This window comes from Bowmanella yangjiangensis (assembly GCF_018531185.1).
In the GTDB taxonomy this organism is placed as follows: Bacteria; Pseudomonadota; Gammaproteobacteria; order Enterobacterales; family Alteromonadaceae; genus Bowmanella; species Bowmanella yangjiangensis.
The window spans coordinates 344,224-362,522 of sequence record NZ_JAHDJU010000002.1 but is presented as its reverse complement, the minus strand read 5'-3'; the positions used below and the strand labels follow the sequence as shown (position 1 = coordinate 362,522).

General features: G+C 51.0%; 21 protein-coding genes. 4 read left to right on the top strand and 17 right to left on the bottom strand.

What is annotated here, in order from left to right; all coding sequences use genetic code 11:
* Window positions 1–184 precede the first annotated feature (184 nt).
* Window positions 185–397: a 50S ribosomal protein L31 gene (rpmE, locus tag KJY73_RS11195; protein WP_206594609.1), complete on the bottom strand. Its 213-nt coding sequence runs from the start codon at window positions 395–397 to the stop codon at window positions 185–187.
* A 187-nt stretch (window positions 398–584) separates the two neighbouring features.
* Here rpmE and priA point away from each other — a divergent pair, with 187 nt between their 5' ends.
* The 3 genes from priA to KJY73_RS11180 all read left to right on the top strand — a co-directional run bounded on the left by priA (window position 585) and on the right by KJY73_RS11180 (window position 4,424).
* Window positions 585–2,771: a primosomal protein N' gene (gene priA / locus KJY73_RS11190; RefSeq protein ID WP_214343855.1), complete on the top strand. Its 2,187-nt coding sequence runs from the start codon at window positions 585–587 to the stop codon at window positions 2,769–2,771.
* Window positions 2,772–2,887: 116 nt separating this feature from the next.
* Window positions 2,888–3,424, top strand: coding sequence for an SPOR domain-containing protein (locus KJY73_RS11185; protein WP_214343854.1), 537 nt, complete (start codon window positions 2,888–2,890; stop codon window positions 3,422–3,424).
* A gap of 25 nt (window positions 3,425–3,449) precedes the next feature.
* Window positions 3,450–4,424: a quinone oxidoreductase family protein gene (locus tag KJY73_RS11180; RefSeq protein ID WP_214343853.1), complete on the top strand. Its 975-nt coding sequence runs from the start codon at window positions 3,450–3,452 to the stop codon at window positions 4,422–4,424.
* Between the two features lie 16 nt (window positions 4,425–4,440).
* Here KJY73_RS11180 and KJY73_RS11175 read toward each other — a convergent pair whose 3' ends face one another.
* From KJY73_RS11175 to KJY73_RS11150, 6 genes are all read right to left on the bottom strand, one after another.
* Complete coding sequence (locus KJY73_RS11175; RefSeq protein ID WP_214343852.1) at window positions 4,441–6,069, bottom strand: methyl-accepting chemotaxis protein; 1,629 nt, start codon at window positions 6,067–6,069, stop codon at window positions 4,441–4,443.
* Between the two features lie 125 nt (window positions 6,070–6,194).
* The gene (locus KJY73_RS11170) at window positions 6,195–7,070 is read right to left on the bottom strand and encodes a glycerophosphodiester phosphodiesterase (RefSeq protein WP_214343851.1); all 876 of its coding nucleotides are present in this window, start codon (window positions 7,068–7,070) and stop codon (window positions 6,195–6,197) included.
* 72 nt (window positions 7,071–7,142) lie between these two features.
* Window positions 7,143–7,889: a sulfite exporter TauE/SafE family protein gene (locus KJY73_RS11165; protein WP_214343850.1), complete on the bottom strand. Its 747-nt coding sequence runs from the start codon at window positions 7,887–7,889 to the stop codon at window positions 7,143–7,145.
* Between the two features lie 2 nt (window positions 7,890–7,891).
* Window positions 7,892–8,590, bottom strand: coding sequence for a pirin family protein (locus KJY73_RS11160; RefSeq protein ID WP_214343849.1), 699 nt, complete (start codon window positions 8,588–8,590; stop codon window positions 7,892–7,894).
* Between the two features lie 152 nt (window positions 8,591–8,742).
* Window positions 8,743–9,786, bottom strand: a complete 1,044-nt coding sequence (locus KJY73_RS11155) for a Kelch repeat-containing protein (RefSeq protein WP_214343848.1) — start codon at window positions 9,784–9,786, stop codon at window positions 8,743–8,745.
* Between the two features lie 80 nt (window positions 9,787–9,866).
* Window positions 9,867–10,787 carry a LysR family transcriptional regulator gene (locus KJY73_RS11150; protein ID WP_214343847.1) on the bottom strand — a complete coding sequence of 307 codons (921 nt, stop codon included), beginning with the start codon at window positions 10,785–10,787 and terminating at the stop codon, window positions 9,867–9,869.
* Window positions 10,788–10,996: 209 nt separating this feature from the next.
* Here KJY73_RS11150 and KJY73_RS11145 point away from each other — a divergent pair, with 209 nt between their 5' ends.
* On the top strand, window positions 10,997–12,022 hold the full coding sequence (locus KJY73_RS11145; RefSeq protein WP_214343846.1) for a zinc-binding dehydrogenase: 1,026 nt from the start codon (window positions 10,997–10,999) through the stop codon (window positions 12,020–12,022).
* 33 nt (window positions 12,023–12,055) lie between these two features.
* On the opposite strand, the gene KJY73_RS11140 is transcribed toward KJY73_RS11145, so the two are convergent.
* The 10 genes from KJY73_RS11140 to KJY73_RS11095 form a co-directional block, all read right to left on the bottom strand.
* A complete protein-coding gene (locus KJY73_RS11140) occupies window positions 12,056–12,448 on the bottom strand; it encodes a hypothetical protein (protein ID WP_214343845.1) in 393 nt (130 codons plus the stop codon).
* Between the two features lies 1 nt (window position 12,449).
* Window positions 12,450–12,902, bottom strand: a complete 453-nt coding sequence (locus KJY73_RS11135) for a RidA family protein (RefSeq protein WP_214343844.1) — start codon at window positions 12,900–12,902, stop codon at window positions 12,450–12,452.
* A 118-nt stretch (window positions 12,903–13,020) separates the two neighbouring features.
* On the bottom strand, window positions 13,021–13,857 hold the full coding sequence (locus tag KJY73_RS11130; protein WP_214343843.1) for an AraC family transcriptional regulator: 837 nt from the start codon (window positions 13,855–13,857) through the stop codon (window positions 13,021–13,023).
* Between the two features lie 72 nt (window positions 13,858–13,929).
* Window positions 13,930–14,763: a 3-mercaptopyruvate sulfurtransferase gene (sseA, locus tag KJY73_RS11125; RefSeq protein WP_214343842.1), complete on the bottom strand. Its 834-nt coding sequence runs from the start codon at window positions 14,761–14,763 to the stop codon at window positions 13,930–13,932.
* A 12-nt stretch (window positions 14,764–14,775) separates the two neighbouring features.
* A complete protein-coding gene (locus KJY73_RS11120) occupies window positions 14,776–15,516 on the bottom strand; it encodes an MliC family protein (protein WP_214343841.1) in 741 nt (246 codons plus the stop codon).
* A gap of 35 nt (window positions 15,517–15,551) precedes the next feature.
* Window positions 15,552–15,950, bottom strand: a complete 399-nt coding sequence (gene fos, locus KJY73_RS11115) for a fosfomycin resistance glutathione transferase (protein ID WP_214343840.1) — start codon at window positions 15,948–15,950, stop codon at window positions 15,552–15,554.
* Window positions 15,951–16,012: 62 nt separating this feature from the next.
* Window positions 16,013–16,591: an NAD(P)H-dependent oxidoreductase gene (locus tag KJY73_RS11110; protein WP_214343839.1), complete on the bottom strand. Its 579-nt coding sequence runs from the start codon at window positions 16,589–16,591 to the stop codon at window positions 16,013–16,015.
* 44 nt (window positions 16,592–16,635) lie between these two features.
* Window positions 16,636–16,992, bottom strand: a complete 357-nt coding sequence (locus KJY73_RS11105) for a MerR family transcriptional regulator (RefSeq protein ID WP_214343838.1) — start codon at window positions 16,990–16,992, stop codon at window positions 16,636–16,638.
* 56 nt (window positions 16,993–17,048) lie between these two features.
* A complete protein-coding gene (locus tag KJY73_RS11100) occupies window positions 17,049–17,333 on the bottom strand; it encodes a YciI family protein (protein ID WP_214343837.1) in 285 nt (94 codons plus the stop codon).
* A gap of 24 nt (window positions 17,334–17,357) precedes the next feature.
* Window positions 17,358–18,251: a LysR family transcriptional regulator gene (locus tag KJY73_RS11095; protein ID WP_214343836.1), complete on the bottom strand. Its 894-nt coding sequence runs from the start codon at window positions 18,249–18,251 to the stop codon at window positions 17,358–17,360.
* Window positions 18,252–18,299 lie beyond the last annotated feature (48 nt).

Below are 18,299 nucleotides of genomic sequence, written 5' to 3'. Positions count from 1 at the left end.
TGTGGAATCTATCACAACACCGGTATACAACATATCAGATCAGACCGCTATTCGGCATAACCAAATCTATCTAGGGCATGTCTATCTTTTATATGCAACGCGACTTTCGTCTGTGTTATTAGAGACAGGATAATGAGCAACAAAAAAGGCGCCATCTGGCGCCTTTTCTTGCAATCTGCTGGGCTTATTTCTTAGCCAATGCACCGAAACGCTTGTTGAAGCGATCTACACGGCCACCGGTGTCAACGTTACGCTGCTTACCAGTGTAGAAAGGGTGACACTCTGAACATACGTCCAGGTTGATGTCTTTCTTCAGAGTAGAACGGATCACAATTTTGTTTCCGCAAGAGCAGTTTGCAGTGATTTCCTGATACTCAGGATGGATACCTTGTTTCATGGGATTACCTCATCAACAGGCCGTATCGCCACCCGATCCAAGATTTCTGTTCTTGATCGGAACCATACGCTATTTACAAAAATGGCGGCTTGCCGCCGGGAGGCGCGCATATTAATGTATCCCCTCTGACGGTTCAAGCTTTTGTTCATTTTGTCGCCACGGTAGCCGTCCCAACACCGAAACGGATATGACCCTAGGATTTGCTGAAATAGCCCTGCCCGTCCCGATGCGAGGCCACTTTGATTACCTGTTACCCGAAGGCATGGTGCCCTGTATCGGCGCCCGGGTACTGGTGCCGTTTGGGCGTCGACAGTTGGTGGGGATTGTTATGCGTTGTAAGTCAGCCAGTGACATGCCAACCGACAAGCTACGTGCAGTGGACACCTTGCTGGACGAAGAGTCAGTGGTCAGCCAGTTGTTCTTGGACTGGCTGAGCTGGGCCAGCCAATATTATCAGCATCCTCTTGGTGATATTTTGTTTACCGCCTTACCGGTTAACCTGCGCAAAGGTTTGACTCAGGATGCTCTGCAAAAGGCCTGGCAACTGACCGACAAGGGTCAACAATTCGACCCACAGGATTTAAAACGGGCAGCAAAACAACAAGCCTTACTTATCGCCTTAAAACCGGGCCCACAGCTTCACCAGACGCTATCGGAGCATTATTCCGCCGCCATATTTCGTGCCCTGGAGGAAAAGGACTTAATCGAAGCCACCAACCTGGCGGTAAAAGCCAAGCTGGATTGGCCCGAGCATATCTCTTTGGCAGAGCAGCCCAGACCGAATCTGGAACAATCCCTGGCTATCAGCGCCATCGCCCATCAAAACGAAACATTCCGCTGTTTTCTGCTGGAAGGCGTGACAGGTTCAGGCAAGACCGAAGTTTACCTGCAAGCCATTGAGCCATTGCTCAGACAAGGCAAGCAGGTACTGATTTTGGTACCAGAAATAGGCCTCACTCCACAAACCGTACGCCGTTTTCAACTCAGGTTTGGTCTGGATGTGGGCATACTGCATTCCGGGCTGACCGACAATGAACGCATGCAGGTATGGCGACAAGCCCGCAGTGGTGAGCTGGGCATTGTCATTGGTACCCGCTCGGCAATTTTTACGCCTATGAAAAACCCGGGCATGATCATAGTTGATGAAGAGCACGATGGCTCGTACAAACAACAGGATGGCTGGCGCTACCATGCCCGAGACATGGCTGTGGTCAGGGCCAGGCTGGAAAATATTCCACTCTTACTAGGCAGTGCCACCCCATCGCTGGAAAGTCTGAACAATGCCCTGACCGATAAATACCAGCATCTGCTGTTACGCCAGCGTGCCGGACAAGCCAAGCCGGTGCAGCATCAGCTATTGGATCTAAAGGGCCAGCAGCTTGAGTATGGGCTGGCACAGGGCATGCGCAATCGCATTCAGGCACACCTGCAGCAGGGCAACCAGGTTATGCTGTTTATTAACCGGCGTGGCTATGCCCCTGCACTTATCTGTCACCAATGTGGCTTTGTTGAAGAGTGCCGCCGTTGTGATCGTAGCTATACCCTGCACCGCGGTATGAATAAGTTACAGTGCCATCATTGCGGCGATGCCAAACACATACCCCATAGCTGTCAGCAATGCGGTGCATCGTCCATGCAACCCGTTGGTTTAGGTACCGAACAACTCGAACAGGGTATCGCCAGTCTGTTCCCTGGCTATCCGGCCGCTCGTATAGACAGTGATTCCGCCCGGGGTAAACAAAAACTTCACCAGCTACTCGAAGATATTAACCAAGGTAACTACCAACTGCTGATCGGCACCCAGATCCTGGCTAAGGGCCACCACTTTCCCAATGTATCGCTGGTCGTCATTCTGGATGTTGATGGCGCACTCTTTAGTGCCGATTATCGCGCCGCAGAAAAGTTGGCCCAGCTGATTACCCAGGTAGCTGGGCGTGCCGGCAGAGCCCATATTCAGGGCGAATTGTGGTTACAGACGCACCATCCATCCCACCCCTTGCTACAGGATTTACTGAACAATGGCTATCAGCACTTTGCGCGCCTGGCACTGAAGGAAAGACGCTTCGCTGCATTGCCGCCCTTTAGCTATCAGGCCCTGTTCAGGGCCGAGTCCAACCATGCTGCCCAGGCCCATGATTTTCTCTTGCAGGTCCGTCAGCTACTCAGCCCCGGCCCGGAAATGGCTGCCATAGGGCCTATCCCCGCACTAATGGAAAAGCGCCAGGGGCGCTATCGCATGCAGTTACTGCTGCAATCCACTTTACGTACCGGAATCCAACAACAACTCAATCGTTTGATGCCGCAAATAGAGAAACTACCCTTGGCAAATAAAGTACGCTGGTCGCTGGATATGGATCCTCAGGACTTCACCTGATTTGCTTGTAGGGTGACAACAGGTAGAATCTGGCAGACGGAGCATCTCCCAACCACATTCTTCATAAAACAGCAGTACACTTGCTCCGCTGCATTTTTTAGGGTTAACGCTGACACATGGCACACAAAGATTATGTATCCCGGGGCAGAACCAATAAAACACCGCCTCCCAAGCCACCTTTACCCTGGCTTCGCATTGTTATCACCTTGCTGCTTTTTGCAGGTTTTGCGTATTTTCTGTGGAACATCAATGGCAGCGCTAAGCAGGGAAAGGTTGCCGAGCCGGCTGCCGTTAAAATGCAGGAATCGAAGAAGGATGATCTCCCCAAGCCCCCCGAGGAAGAATGGGAATTTATTGAAGTACTGCCTAATCAGACCGTAGAAGTAGACGTACCGGCCGAAGTTGATGACGGCATTCGCTGGCTGATGCAATGTGGTTCATTCCGCCAGCAGCAGCAAGCCGAGGAGATGCGCGCTAAAATTGCTTTTGCAGGCTTGGAATCTCAGGTTCGCCCCAGTGATGGCGCCAATGGTCGCTGGTATCGGGTAATTCTGGGTCCCTTTGAGCGCAAACGCGAAGCGGAAAAGAATCGACACGCTATCCGTCGCACCGGCATTACCACTTGCCAGATTTGGCAATGGAATCTGGATTAAGTCCTAGTCAACCAAGGAACTGCAGATGACACAACAAATTCGCATCAGTCAAACCGGTGGCCCGCAAGTGATGGATTTGGTCGACCAGGATCCCGGTCAACCTGGGCCTGGCGAAGTACGCCTGCGCCAACACGCTATCGGCCTGAATTATATTGATGTGTATTTTCGTACCGGTCTGTATCCACAGCCTCTGCCTGGTGGTCTGGGCTTGGAAGGCGCAGGTGAAGTGGAGTCAGTCGGAGCAGGCGTGGATATTGTTCAGCCTGGTGATCGCGTCGCCTACGCAGGTGGCCCTACGGGAGCCTATGCCCAAGTGCGGGTTATGCCAGCGGCTAACTTGGTAAAATTGCCTGATGACATCAGTTTTGAGACAGCCGCCGCCATAATGCTTAAAGGCCTGACAGTGCAATACTTGCTGCGGCGAACTTATCAAGTGCAAGCAGGCCAAACCATACTTTTTCATGCTGCCGCTGGCGGGGTAGGACTGCTGGCCTGCCAATGGGCCAAAGCCCTGGGCGTGCGCATGATAGGAACAGTCGGTGACGCACAAAAAGCGCAACTGGCCAAAGCCAACGGCTGTGCCGAAGTGATTAATTATAATCAGGAGTCCTTCGTTGAGCGTGTCAGAGAACTGACCCATGGCGAAGGTGTACCTGTGGTATACGATAGTGTGGGTAAAAGCACATTTCAGGATTCCCTGGATTGTTTGTCCCCGCTTGGCATGATGGTGTCGTTCGGCAATGCCTCCGGCGCAGTACCAGAGTTTGCACTTAGTGAGCTGACGCGCAGAGGTTCCTTATTCATTACCCGGCCACGGTTGTTTGACTATGTTGCCAAGCGACAGGATCTGGAAACTATGTGTCAGGAGCTGTTTGCTATGGTGCAACAAAATAAGCTTCAACCCCTGATCGGCCAGCGTTACGCATTAGCTGATGTGGCCCAGGCACATAAAGATCTGGAAGCGCGAAAACTGACCGGCTCGGCGATACTGCTACCCTAAACGCTGGTCATCGTATTTAAACCCTGAACTGACTCACCAGTCTGCTCAAGCCCTGACTCAAGTTCGTCAGTACCTGAGCGGCCTGGTCACAATCTTCAATACCTCTGGCAGTTTGCTGAACCAAGCTATTGATATTATGTACGTTTTTATCAACTTCCAGGGCCACTGCACTTTGTTCTTCAGCGGCGGTGGCGATTTGTGAGTTCATTTCAGATATCAAGCCTATCGCATGATTTATCTGATCCAGCGCATCCTTCACCTCATCCGACAGGCTCACAGTATTATTGGCCTGTTCCAGGCTTTGCTGTACCGAGCTGGTCATTTTATTGGTGTCTTGCTGAAGATTATTGATGATCACCGCAATTTCACGGGTGGAATCCTGTGTCTGCTGGGCCAGGGTACGCACCTCATCGGCGACTACCGAAAATCCGCGTCCTTGTTCACCTGCTCGCGCTGCTTCAATAGCCGCATTCAAAGCCAATAGATTGGTCTGGTCGGCAATATTGTTGATGATCCCCAAGGCTTTACTGATATCCACCACTGCCGCCGACAGGGTTTTCGCCACTTCAGCGCTTTGCTGCACATTCTGGCTTAGCTGCTGAATGCTGCCCCGCGAACGCTCTACCACCTGGTTACCCTGGTTGGTCAGTTGCTCAGCCTGCATGGCAGAATGATTGGCCTGTTCCGCATTACCGGCCACTTGCGATACCGCCGCACTCATTTCGGTGATGGCTGTGGCTACCTGATCGGTCTCCATTAACTGCTGCTGGCTCTCGGCCCGGATCTCTTCCGTGGCTCCCGTTAATTGCCGGGCAGAGTCAGCCAACGAGGTAGCGGAATCCGCTACTTCTTTGACCAACTCTCTGATCTTCAGTACAAACTGATTGAAATAGTCAGACAGCCTGGAAAGCTCATCCTCTCCCTCAACAGTAAGCTTGACCGTCAAGTCACCTTTACCTTGGGCAATGTCTTTCATGGCCCCAACAACATTATGCAAAGGCCTCAGCACACTGCGGGATACCAAATAAATCAACCCGGCCAAAATAACCACTATGACCAAGGCAATTTCCAACATTCTAAATGCCGCAGCCCAGAAGGTATCTGCTACATCATCAATATAAATACCGGTACCGACGATCCAGCCCCAGGGCTGATAGAGTTTTACAAAGGTGATTTTAGGGACGGGCTCTGACTGGCCCGGCTTGGGCCAGTTGTACTGCACTGTGTGCACGCCATCATCTCGCACACCAACCACCATATCGTGGAACAGACGGTTACCTTCTTTGTCCTGGAAAGCATCAACGCTGGTGCCATCTAAATCCGGGCGGAAAGGATGCATTAACATGGTTGCTTCACCATCGATAACAAAATAGTAGTCGTCATCCTTGTAACGCATCGTCTTCAGGGTCCCTAAAGCCAAGCGCTGCGCTTCCTCCATACTGATTTCACCGCTTTGCGCCCTGGAACGGTAATTGTCCAGCAGACCTTCAATGGATTCGGCCAAAAACCGGGTGGTCAGGCGCTTCTCTTCCAAAATGGTATTGTTAAGTCCGTTTAATATCAGCAAACACAAGGCCAGTTGGCCTGCAATGGCAACAGCCAAAATACTCCATAGACGCTGACGAATGCTCAAACGATTTAACATGCAGTACCCCTCGGATGGCGTGCGTCGGTAGCTCCTAAAGCCGCCGACATGTGCTTATAAGTTATTAGAAACAATAGCATAGCTGCTTTTTTTCAAGCATGCGCAGCACTACAACTAAAGACTGATTATTTTTTATGCTCGTCAGATAAAGCTAACACCCTATCCGGAAAATCACTTATCAACCCGTCGACCTGAAAAGCTTTAAATTGCACCATCTTTTCTACGTCATTGACTGTCCAAACTTGAATTTTCACCCCTCGCTGGTGCAAAGCCGCCACTAAGGATGGCGATAAGACTTTCACCCCTGACCAATATTCTGGAACTTGAACAGCCTGACCTCTAACCGGGAACAGATGTGACAGGCCAATTTTCTCCAGTAGCACAAACCAGGTTATTTCATTTTTGGTCATAGCGGTGGCCACCGAAGGGCAACCTCGCCGGAATGCGTGCAGTGCATCGGAGTGAAAAGAAGTCACCAACACTTGGTGCTGCATGCCGTATTGGTTGATCAAATTGCAAAGCAACTGACTCACTTGTCGATCATTGGGTTTGATCTCCAACATGTAGCGCGCCTTGGGTAGGGTTTTGAAAATGTCTCTTAAGGCAGGAATCCGCACTTGCTTACCACGATAGGGGAAGTCTTGTTCCGGCAGATGCTGAAAGCCTGCGTCCAATTCTTGCAACTGCGCCCAGGTCATATCACGAATGCGCCCCTGACCATTAGTCGTTGAATCCACCGTCTCATCATGGCGGGCGAGCAATTGCTTATCCCAACTGGCATGAATATCCATCTCAATCACATCTGCGCCCAATTGCCAGGCGTGTTTTGCAGCTTCCAAGGTGTTCTTGGGCCTTAGTCCCTGGCCTGCGCCATGGGCAATAACTTCAAAGCCATCAGCCTGATAATAGGGATGCGGGGCCATGTGATTGACCATAGGTGCCAGAGATAAGCCCGCCCACACCAGCAAAATACCGAGAAACCATTGCAGCAAATTGAACATCAGAATCAATTGATGAAGAAATGAACGTTCATCTTACGTTTGCAATAGCGCGCTGTGAACCAGTCAGAAGGATCAAATTGCCTGCCAGATCAATTTTATCCCCATTAGCAGTAGCAACCCATGCAAGATCCCCATAAAGACTCTATGATTCAGCCGGGTACGCAACCACAACCCCAGGCGATTACCCAGCCAGGTCAGCGGAAAAAAAACCAGCGCCAAGCCAACCAGATGCCAGTCAAGCACGCCGTAATACACAAAGGGTAATAGTTTTGCGACGTTCATACCCGCATATACCACCGCGCTTGTCGCCACTAAAGTCGCGGAAGGCAGGATTAGCGACAACAAATGCATCATCAGAGGAGGGCCCCCGGCATGCAGCAAGGTGCTGCTTAATCCAGATGCCGAAGCCAGCACAAGCCCTGCAGGCCGGCTTGCCAACCAGGCACCACGCAGATGTCGGCCCAACAAATAGCGCAGTGCAAACAAACAACTCAGAGAACCAATCAACCCTTGTAACCAGAGCGTGGGGAGATGCCCAAGCAGCAAACTGCCCAGTAACAAACCTATTGCCACGCCGGGTAATAAAACTCGTAGTCTTGCACTGTCCCATTGGCGCCAATAGCTTTTTAAACTGAACATATCGGCCAGCAGCAACAGCGGCAACATCAACCCCAAAGCCTGCTGAGGCGACAAAACCAACAGTAGAAGGGGCACAGAGAATATCCCCAGTGCCCCGGCGAATCCGGATTTGGAAATCCCGGTCAACACCACAACCAGTGCAATCAGACCTAGACTAAAGGGATCCATATCCATCAGCATAGTCAGCTCGCCTGCTCCGGCAAATCAAACCACAGCGCCTGCAAGTCTGTGTCGGCTTGTAAAACCAATGCGTCGCTTCGCACCAGACCAACACCATCGCCACCTTGCAAGCGTTGCTGGCCGCTGTGCGCTTGGCCACTGAGCATGTGCAAATAGCCGCTACGGCTACCCACATACAGCTCGATGCTCTCCCCTGCCTGCAGCGCAAGGCGCGACAAAGTGGCATCCTGGCGGATAGATAAGCTGCCATCTCTGCCATCTGGCGTCACCAGTGCCGTGAGTTTGCCATGCTGCTTGATGGTCGCCTGTTGGTAGCCGGGTTTGACCCCACGTATATTGGGCTGAATCCAGATCTGCAAAAAATGCACAGGGTCGTTTGCGGATGCATTGTATTCCGAATGCATTATACCGCTGCCTGCACTCATCAGCTGCACATCACCAGCAGGAATAATAAACTCGTTACCGGTACTGTCTTTATGTTGCAAAGCACCATCCAGCACATAGGAGATAATCTCCATATCGCGGTGACCGTGCGTGTCAAAGCCAGCACCACCGCGCACCCTGTCATCATTGATAACGCGCAGTGCGGAAATGCCCATATGCTTGGCATCATGGTAGTGACCAAATGAAAAGGTGTGACGGCTGTCCAACCAACCAAAATTAGCCCGACCGCGATCATCAGCAAGTCTGATGTAATCCATGATTTGTCCTCAATTTGAAGTTCACATGGACTCACTATATAAACGAATTTAAAGAACTTAAATTAGATAAAACCTGCAAAAACATTCGTTTATTTAGAATATAACTATTTTGCCTTGATCTAAGCGTTCAGGCCGAGTTTACAAATGAAAGATCACCCCAAGTAGGTAAATTTTTCTACTAGGTTGCTCACCCCTTCAATGCCAGCTTGCCTCGCGCCGCCGAGCAGATAAATCCCATATTGGGTAGATACCGCACCTAAGCCGTGACGGGTTGAACTCATTGCCACTGGCAGGGTGTGCCATTCATCCTTAGCAAAACTATATTGCCAAATTTGGTTATACGTTTCGCTGGACGTTAATGTCCATTGTTTGTCTTGTTGGGAAAAGTAATAGGCTTCGCCACCAAACAAATACAGTTCGTTTTGCCACACCGCCGCTGCAGTGCCAGCGCTGGCCTTGGGCAAGGGCGCCAATTCAAACCACCGGTCGGTTTGCTTTTCATAAAAATCAACGCGAGCCTGGTTTTCATGCTGTTTTTGATAAATGCGGCCGCCAACCACGATTAATCCATTATTGTGTGCCACACAGGAGAATGAGTTCCTGGCCACGGGCAGAGGTGCCGCCGGTTGCCATGATGCACCGTCATAAAAATGGTGTGCAGAAGTGTCGTTTAACTGACCTTTGATGTGAGTACGCCCGCCCACTACATGCAAATCCTTGCCTAGAAAGGCATAACCTGCTTCAGCCTGAGGCACCGGCAATGAAGTAATAGGCTGCCAGCTTTCAGCAAAAGAGCTCAATTGCCAAACCTGGCTTTCCATCTTCCAGGCATCCTGCTTGTCAGAACTGAAGCCACCAATAGCAAACAAGGAGTGCTCGTCTGAGGCAAGACCTAAATGATGACGAGGCTCTGGTAATTCAGGCCCTTTGTACCAGCTATTGTCCTTAAAATCATAAAGATGGACCGATTTTGATGGACTCATATTTCCCAGCAGTCCCTTGCCCTCTTGCACCTGTTCCAGAGCGCCAGCAATCACTATTTTATCTTTGAAAATGCACGGATAAATTTCTTGTAAAGGCACAGGTAAAGAAGCGAGAGCCCGCCAGTTTCTGCTGGCCGCTAAAGACAGGCCAGGAATACAGTTAGCCGCTACCGCAGCTGTGCCCGCCACTAAAAAATCTCTCCGTGTTAACATCCGCACTTCCCATCTTTAATAAAATTATAAATACACAATAATTCAAAAGGTTAACTGATATAAGAGGGTAAATCTTCTGATTAAAACGAATCGGCAGTATCCAATTGCTCTGCGGTCAGCATAGTTTGTGACTGATAGCGCAGTTCACCAATAAATGTGCGTGCTGCCGGTCCCAAGCGGTCCCCATCTGCAAAGCACAAATACAATTGGGCTGTACGTTTTACCCCCTGTGCCAAAGGCAACGGCTTAAGCAGACCAGACTGCAACTCTTGCTCAATGGCAGGCACAGGTAACCAGGCATAGCCAAATCCCTGACTGATCATATCTATTGAAGTGCGCACATGGCTCACGGTCCAGCGCTGATCAGCCCCCAGCCAGCCCACATCTTTGCCTGAGCTACTGGCAGAATCCCTGACCACAATTTGCCTGTGTGATTTCAGATCTTCAAAACTCAGTGCCTGTTCTTGCTGATGCAATGCATGACTAGGATTCGCCACGGCCAGAAACTCAATCTGGCAGAACTCCTCATTGAAGCCGTTTGCCAGCGCCACGGGCGAGATTGCAATGTCCACTTTGGCTTTTTCCAGCAGCTCCTGTGCACCACTTAGCACGGTTTCCATCAGCTCAATACGTAAAAGTGGAAACTGTGCAGATACTGTGTCCAGCACCCGGTACAGCAAATTTTGTGGGAACACCTCATCGACAGCGATTTTTAATTGGGTTTCGGTACCTGACCCTAATCCGGTTGCCACCGCCTCCAACTTTGCCGCTTCATCAAGTAAGTAGTTTGCCCGGCGCAACATTAACTCGCCGGCCTGGGTCAGGCCTACTTTTCGCCCCTGTACTTTAAGTAGCTTAATACCTAGCGAGTCTTCCAGTTTCTGCACGGCATGGTGAATGGTTGACTGGCTCTTGTGGATAGCATCTCCGGCCTGGCTAAACCCACCATATTCCACCACCGCACGGAACATACGCCATTGTCCCAATGTTGTTTTCAGCATTCACAAATCCTTATCGCAATCGGGCAGATACCGCCCTTTAATTCGCTTTAGCTATAAATATTAAGGGATTTCTTAAAAATTGGTTCAGAAATTTCGAATGAATAATATGAAATGTCTACCTACAGCAGCCCTTGTTTAGACCTAATCTTTGACCCGCGGCAGACATACCCGGTAATCTGCCAAGCATAAAAACAACAACAGGAACCACTATGTCCGACACTAATCTCGGCTTCGCCCTTAATTTGCTGGATGATACCCAGGCACCTTTCCACCAGCGCTTATCTCTGCACGAGAAGCCCATCCCCACACCTCAACAAGGTCAAGTGTTGGTCAAGATGCTGGCGTCACCGGTGAATCCGTCAGATTTAGTTTACTTGCGAGGCCAATATGGATTGCCGCCGCAAGCGAATGCCTATGCAGGGTTTGAAGGCTGCGGACTGGTTATCAAAGCCAATGCCGGCTTGTATGGAAAATGGCTGGTCGGCAAGCGTGTGGCACTCTCGGCGCAACCCGGACAGGACGGTTTATGGGCCAAATATGCTTGTACACTGGCTAGTTACTGTTTGCCACTACGCGACAGCATCAGCAACGCGCAAGGGGCTACCCTTATAGTGAATCCCTTAACCTCTATCTGCTTAATTGAACGTGCCCGGCAACTCGGCGCCCGCGCTATCGTCATCAATGCGGCGGCCAGCCAGGTAGGAAAAGGACTCATTCGTTACGCCCAAACGCAGGGTATGAAAACCATTGCCACCGTGCGCAGTCAGCCCAATCTGGAGGTGTTACGTAAGCTGGGTGCTGATTATGCCTTGTTAACCACAGATCACGATTTTAATCAGCAACTTAAAGACGCCGTGGAAGCTTGTGGCGCTTCGGTTTTAATGGATGCGGTTGCTGACCAGGACACCGCGCTTTTACTTAGGCAGATGCCAAGCGGCAGCACGGCCATTGTTTACGGCAGGCTGGAAGAGAGTCAGGATCCTCTGGGTGGTAACTTCAGTGTGGCTGATGTGATTTTTCGCGACGTGCGTATTGAAGGCTTCTGGCTGGCTCGCACCCTGAAAAAAGCCCCGATTTGGCAGGTGATAACGTTAAACAGAAAAGTGCAGCAACTCTTTAATGACGGCACCTTTAATACGGATATCTACGCGCAAACCGGCTTCGATGACTTCGTTACAGCGCTGGAACACTACGCGGCGCACAAAAGTGACGGCAAGGTCATTCTCTGCCCTTAGACCATGCCGTCTTTGCGAGGTAAACGGCTGACGTCAGGGCAGACGCTGCCATACTTCATGCTCAACCAACTGACCATCCTGCCAGCGGTTTTTCTTCCAGAGATCACCTTCCAGTTTGTAATCAAACTGGTACTTCCCGTCAGCAGGAACCGGGTATGAGGTATGCACTGGGCGCTCGGTGTAAGTTTTATCATTGGCTTCAAAGTTGCCGGCACCCGCCGCCCAGAATTTTCCATCGGACATGGTGATAAAGCTGAAATGATTATCTGAGACCACTTTGATAGCGCTCAGCTTCAAGCCTTCATAGTCAATCTTTTGCCCCTGCTCATTCACATAGAACCCAGATTTGAGCTGCCAACTGCCCTTTAGCGGGTGCGCCATAACACTGCTTGCCAATAACGCGCAGAATATAATCAGATACTTCATTTTAGTTGTCTCCTTGTACCGGAAGTAAAACCTGTACTTCTACTTCAATCAAAAACTCTTGCAGATAAAGCCGCTCCACCTGCACCCAGGTTGCACTGGGATAATTGCCATGGGCAAAGAATGCCTTTCTCTCATCCTGTAATGTCTTCAGCTTGTCTATATCCCGGGTGTAGATGGTTTCCCGGACAATAGCTCGAGTGTCTGTGCCGTAGTCGGCGAGAATATCACTGATGGTCTGGTAACAACTTTTCAGTTGCGCCGACATATCCTCCCCCGATCCGACGATACCCGACAGATACAATTGATTACCGACCCTGCTAACCGCACTTATACCTAAGTCCCGCTCAAAAGGGGCGTAGTGCTTGCGTTCAATCTCCTGCGACGTCGGCAGGTTCTGACAACCCCCTACACATAAGACGGCACACAGCCAGCTAAAAGCGAACCATTTAGACATTCCAGTCCTCCCAGCAAAAAGAGGATGGATACACAAGATGTTCCAACCGAACAACTAAATCAACCTTATTTTGTTATGAACTAACATGAAGAATTTCTGATTGTGCAGACGAGTCAGCTCAATTGGGCTTCAGCAGCAGGTAAATATCAGTCTGCGCCTGACTGGCGGGTACATCAGGATAAAAGCTTAGGCGCTGCAAAAACAACGGATAGTTCCCCGCCTGACAGGCTTGTTCTGGCAACCAGTGGCCATACAGATAACGAATAGCCTCTTCCAGTTGCTGATCTCCCCCTTTGACACTCAGCCTGGCATAAGTACCAGCAGGTAGTTCAGTGACATCTATTTCGTCACTTGCCGGCCCCCGATATTCGCAGGCCAATCCAAAGCGGTAATCCTCTGGTGGGGTTTCTGACGGGTCATCGTAAAGTAAGTTGAAGGTAGCGCTTTTAGCCGGTGGCAGTTGGTTGGCCTTACGCCAGGCAATAAAGCGCTGGATACTTTGTCCCAGTAAATGGGGAGCCCCTTGATGGACCAGTAATGCAACAGGGGTAGTTGTGCGCTGCACGAGTTGAACCTGAAAGTCGGATGTGGATGTCATGATGGTTTCCTTCTGTGGATAGTGCTGCCACCAATGCCAGTCCGGGTTTTGACGAAAAGCAGAGGGACTCAGCCCACTGACCAGTCTAAAAGCCCTGGAGAAGCCCTCCAGACTCTGGTAACCGTTATCCAGCGCAATACAGGTAATACTCATTTGCGGGCGAAACGCTAACTGCCAAGTAGCGCGTTTCAGGCGGGCTTGGCGAATATAGGCACTAAGCCCTAACCCCATTTGCGCAGAGAACAAGCGGTGAAAGTGAAAAGGCGACTGATAGGCCAGACGGCTTAATTCCTCTAGTCTGAGTTCTTGGCTCAGATGACAGTCGATATATTCACAGACGGCTTGCAGATTCGGCATAGGCGGCACTCATTAGATTTGTATAGAGCTTACCCATGCCCGGTATGCGTCGCTTGACCATTCTTGCGCAATTCAAGCAACGGGCAAATCAGCTCGTGCACCCCATTCCGTCCAGGAGCCGTCATAAAGTGTCAGGTTGCGGTGCCCGCAAGCATAGGCTGCCATCAATAGCACACAAGCCGTCACACCAGAGCCACAGCTGCACACCAGTTGTTTTTCCTGGGTAAGCCCTTGTGCTTGAAACTGTTCCTGCAGTTGCGCAGGTGGCAGCAGACAGCCCTGTTCCTGCAACAGGGTAAAAGGTAAATTCGCAGAACCGGGAATATGACCTGAGCGCAGACCTGCCCGTGGCTCCGGCTGCGTGCCTTCGAAGCGCCCTGCACTGCGGGCATCCAGCACCAGATAATCACCCTGTCCGCTAACAGCCAGTAGCTGCTCTGCAGTAATAAGTGCGTTCTCCTGCAGTTGCGCCTGATATAGCTTGCCTTGGCCGGGCAGTGCGTATTCATTCGCCAGAGCCCCGCTTTCCGCCTGCCACTTAGGCAAACCACCATCCAATACATAGACTTTGTCGTGCCCCATGCATTTGAACATCCACCAGGCACGGGGGGCCGAATAAAGGCCTATATTGTCATACACCACGATCAGGCTGTTATTGTCGATCCCAAGCTCGCCCACCAATTGGGCAAACAGCGAAGCATCCGGCATGGTATGCGGCAGGGGCGAGTGAGGCTGACAAACCACCTTATCAATATCAAAGCGCAGGGCCCCTGCAATACAACACAGGTCGGGGCTCGCGGCCTGGCCAGGTAACGGCATACTGGCATCCAGCAACACCAGATTGGTATCTTTGCGGTGGGCAGCAAGCCATTCGGTGCTCACCGTTACCTGATTGTTCAACATCATCTACTCCAACACTTAGCTACTGGGCTCACCCCGGTTATCTACCGGGTTAACCACAAATTCAACCTGCAAAGGGCCACCCTGAGTCAGTACTTTACACAGGTTGTCCGGGCTATGCTGACAGATGCCCATATGGGTGCGACGTTGTCCGTCCAGCACAAACAACGTCAGGTAATACCCTTGCTCCGGATCCAGTTTGATATTCTGGCCCAGGACAAAATCCTGCTGGGTCACAAACTCCTGTACGTGACTGAAGTTGTCAATAACCAGACTGTCGACCCGTTCGGCGGCTTTGTCTGCGATACGCGGGTCATACTTGAAGAGAGTCAGTTCCAGGCGCAGCCCGTCAAATGAACCTACGCGCTTTGGAATAGTGAATTCACCGACTACCTGTGCTGCAACAGGGTTGACCACCATGGAAACTTCTTTACAGTGCTCCAGGCTTTGACCTTTTTGGTCCAACAGCATGGCTTCACTGCCCGCCCCACTGCCTTTAGTCCACCAGGTCAGGCTACTGCCCTGATACTTAGCGCCACTGGCACTAGCGGTGATTTGCATAGCATGAATATGCTGTTTGTATCTGATACTGGCTTGCTGCTCAGTGGTATAAGCAGCCTCAACCATTTCACCGCTGTCGCAGAGGTATGAAACCGAAGGCAGGAAGTCCTTTACCGCAGCTTCAGGAGGCGTCTTCTCGGCCTGGCTACAAGCGAATAATAATGGGGTAATGGCCAACCAAATTAATCTGTTGCGCATGGAATGCTCCTTGTCTCAGACAGAGTCCCAATCTATCACAACCACTGTAAACCGTCATAGGGATGCTGACGCAGGCTATGCAGACGGCTGGTTAGATCGCCCACATGCGCCTCCAGTTTATGGCCGTCAGGATCCAGAAAATACAGTGATTCCCCCTCACTACTATTGTCTTTCCACAAGCTTGTACCCGCTTGCTGCAAACGCTGGCAAAACGGTTCGAAGTCAGCTTTGTCCAAACTAAAGGCCAGATGCGTGTAATCTTGCGCTGGCTCGGGCTTGTCCAATGACAAACACAGCCACAATTCACCCAGGCTCAGATAGGCTCCCCGCTGCCAGCGCGCATGCCCCTTGAAACCAAGCAATAAGGTATAAAAATCTACCGAGCGCTGCACATCGGCGACGGCCAAGGTGATATGGTTTAGTCCTTTAAGCATTATCAGACAGATGATCTCTAGGTGGCACCAAGCTAACCTGCCCGCCATCTCCAGGCAAGGACTTACTTACCTTGCAACCCCTGCTGTTTGGCTTGTGTCAGCCAAGTGGCTTTCTGCTTGTCCGTGGCACTGATCATAGGGCCAAGCAGGTGCTGGCTGGTACAGCGGATCCCACAAAATTCCAAAGTGGTAATTTTAAGCTGTTTAATCGCCGGAGCCCCTTGCCACCAGCGAAAATACCAGGGTGGGGTATCCATAGTCAGTACCAGACTGGCAGTTTTACCTGTGAGTAATTTTTGCTGCACACTCATGCCCTTCTCAAAGCGAAACGCAAAACCGGGTAACAAGGTACGATCAAATAAACCTTTAAACTTAGCGGGCAGCCCGCCCCACCACACTGGGCTGTACACCACCAGGTGCTCCGCCCACCTGAGCTGCTGCTGGAAACGCTCAAGACTATCTTCCAGCGGTTGTACCTGCGCATAGCCTTGGCTTAAGTCCGGGTTAAACTCCATGGCAGACAGCAAGCACAGCTGCACCTCATGGTCTTCAGCTGCCCCAGCCTGATAAGACAAAGCTAAAGATTCACTGAAACTACCGACTTTGGGGCTACCGCTAATAACCAGAATTCGCTTTTTCACACTACCTCCTTTGGTAAACAAAGGGGCAGTCTAGCGTCTCCCCTTTAGGGCAGAGTCAAGGGACAGTGGCCGATCTCCTCACAACAGGCGTCCAATCGTTGAATACGTATCTGAGTTTGCCGAATCTGTGCTTCCATCTCACCGCGAATCTCTAGCAAAAATTGCCGTATGCCCTGCCAGTCGAGGGCCCCTCTGCGATATTGCATCACAGGCTGCAAACGACTCAAACTGATACCTAGCTGCCGGGCCTCCCGAATCAAATGCAAGGCATCAATATGGGATGACTCATATACCCGGTATTTACCCTGTCGTTTAGGAGGCGCAATCAGGCCTTTCTCTTCGTATAGCCGTATGGCCTTGATGGACAGACCGGTCAGACTGGCCACTTTTCCTATATACATAGCGAACTACTCTGTGCTTTAAAGCCTATCTGGTGCTAATACCAGCCCCTGACACCTCAGATAAACTGTTCAAATCCCGGTTGCATTTTACTTGGTACAAAGGGGTAAAGGTCATATCTGGCAACACCTTCACGATAGAATGGATCTTGCGCCAATATGGCCTGCAACTGCTCAGGGTCTTCACCACGGGCCAGAATCACACCACCATTGCGCGGCACTCTGCGACCCGAGGCAATAAAACAGCCTGATGCATAGTGACAATCCAAAAACGCAATATGCTCTGCCAGCAGCTTTTCCACCTGCTCCAGTGGTTTTATATAAGTGAGTACTACAACAAACATAATGACTTCCTGAGGTAATGTTGGCTATTCAAGGGTTTTAAAGTGTTGGGCAAGGAACTCGACAAATTTCTTAACCCGCGGCGGCCTGGGGCCGGAGCCCGGATACACGGCGCTCAAAGGAGCTGAGTCCCCTTGCCAGTCCGGCAACAATTGCACTAAGTTACCGGCTTGCAGGTCCCGGTAAACATCCAGATGGCTTTTGTAGGCAATACCTCTGCCCAGCAATGCCCACTCCCTGACCAATGAGCCGTCATTGCATACCCTGTCGCCTTTAACCTCTACCACCACAGCATCACTGCCCTGATGAAAGGCCCAGCGACGGTAAGCCCGTTCCTGACTCTGAAAAATCAAACAATTGTGGTGAAGTAAATCCTGCGGATGCAGCAGTGGAGGATGACGTTCAATATAGCTCGGACTGGCCACCAGCATTCGCCGGTTATTCAGCAAGCGCCGAGCCACTAGCGCGGAATCAGGTAACTCACCATATCGTAAAGCCAGATCCAGAGGTTCCAAGACCAAATCACGCACCGCATCGCCAGCTAGCAAGGTAAAGTAAACCTGCGGATGCACTGACTGGAATTCATCCATCAAGGGCATAATCCATTGACGGGCCAAATCCACCGACGCGGTCAGGCGAATCTCCCCTGAAATCTCCGCACAATCATGGCGAACCACCTGCTGGGCGTCTTCGAGCAGCGTCAGTCCTTGTGCAACTTTATCCAGAAACAAAGTGCCCTCAGGAGTTAAACGCAAGTTGCGGGTATTGCGCTCAACCAGTTTCACTCTAAGCTGAGTTTCCAGACGTTTCAGACTGGCGCTGGCCACCGCCGGCGTGCGCCCGAGAATACGCGCCGCGCCGCTCAAAGAGCCCTGGCGCGCCGCCTCAACAAAAAGTTGCAGATCATCCAGCCTGTTCATTTTCAATAATTCTTTGAAAGTGTTTTATACAGTACGGCAATTATCATT

Bases quoted from the DNA above. Each gene is read 5' to 3' on its own strand.
- rpmE (WP_206594609.1), bottom strand. From the start codon at position 397: ATGAAACAAGGTATCCATCCTGAGTATCAGGAAATCACTGCAAACTGC.
- priA (WP_214343855.1), top strand. From the start codon at position 585: ATGACCCTAGGATTTGCTGAAATAGCCCTGCCCGTCCCGATGCGAGGC.
- KJY73_RS11185 (WP_214343854.1), top strand. From the start codon at position 2,888: ATGGCACACAAAGATTATGTATCCCGGGGCAGAACCAATAAAACACCG.
- KJY73_RS11180 (WP_214343853.1), top strand. From the start codon at position 3,450: ATGACACAACAAATTCGCATCAGTCAAACCGGTGGCCCGCAAGTGATG.
- KJY73_RS11175 (WP_214343852.1), bottom strand. From the start codon at position 6,069: ATGTTAAATCGTTTGAGCATTCGTCAGCGTCTATGGAGTATTTTGGCT.
- KJY73_RS11170 (WP_214343851.1), bottom strand. From the start codon at position 7,070: ATGTTCAATTTGCTGCAATGGTTTCTCGGTATTTTGCTGGTGTGGGCG.
- KJY73_RS11165 (WP_214343850.1), bottom strand. From the start codon at position 7,889: ATGCTGATGGATATGGATCCCTTTAGTCTAGGTCTGATTGCACTGGTT.
- KJY73_RS11160 (WP_214343849.1), bottom strand. From the start codon at position 8,590: ATGGATTACATCAGACTTGCTGATGATCGCGGTCGGGCTAATTTTGGT.
- KJY73_RS11155 (WP_214343848.1), bottom strand. From the start codon at position 9,786: ATGTTAACACGGAGAGATTTTTTAGTGGCGGGCACAGCTGCGGTAGCG.
- KJY73_RS11150 (WP_214343847.1), bottom strand. From the start codon at position 10,787: ATGCTGAAAACAACATTGGGACAATGGCGTATGTTCCGTGCGGTGGTG.
- KJY73_RS11145 (WP_214343846.1), top strand. From the start codon at position 10,997: ATGTCCGACACTAATCTCGGCTTCGCCCTTAATTTGCTGGATGATACC.
- KJY73_RS11140 (WP_214343845.1), bottom strand. From the start codon at position 12,448: ATGAAGTATCTGATTATATTCTGCGCGTTATTGGCAAGCAGTGTTATG.
- KJY73_RS11135 (WP_214343844.1), bottom strand. From the start codon at position 12,902: ATGTCTAAATGGTTCGCTTTTAGCTGGCTGTGTGCCGTCTTATGTGTA.
- KJY73_RS11130 (WP_214343843.1), bottom strand. From the start codon at position 13,857: ATGCCGAATCTGCAAGCCGTCTGTGAATATATCGACTGTCATCTGAGC.
- sseA (WP_214343842.1), bottom strand. From the start codon at position 14,763: ATGATGTTGAACAATCAGGTAACGGTGAGCACCGAATGGCTTGCTGCC.
- KJY73_RS11120 (WP_214343841.1), bottom strand. From the start codon at position 15,516: ATGCGCAACAGATTAATTTGGTTGGCCATTACCCCATTATTATTCGCT.
- fos (WP_214343840.1), bottom strand. From the start codon at position 15,950: ATGCTTAAAGGACTAAACCATATCACCTTGGCCGTCGCCGATGTGCAG.
- KJY73_RS11105 (WP_214343838.1), bottom strand. From the start codon at position 16,992: ATGTATATAGGAAAAGTGGCCAGTCTGACCGGTCTGTCCATCAAGGCC.
- KJY73_RS11100 (WP_214343837.1), bottom strand. From the start codon at position 17,333: ATGTTTGTTGTAGTACTCACTTATATAAAACCACTGGAGCAGGTGGAA.
- KJY73_RS11095 (WP_214343836.1), bottom strand. From the start codon at position 18,251: ATGAACAGGCTGGATGATCTGCAACTTTTTGTTGAGGCGGCGCGCCAG.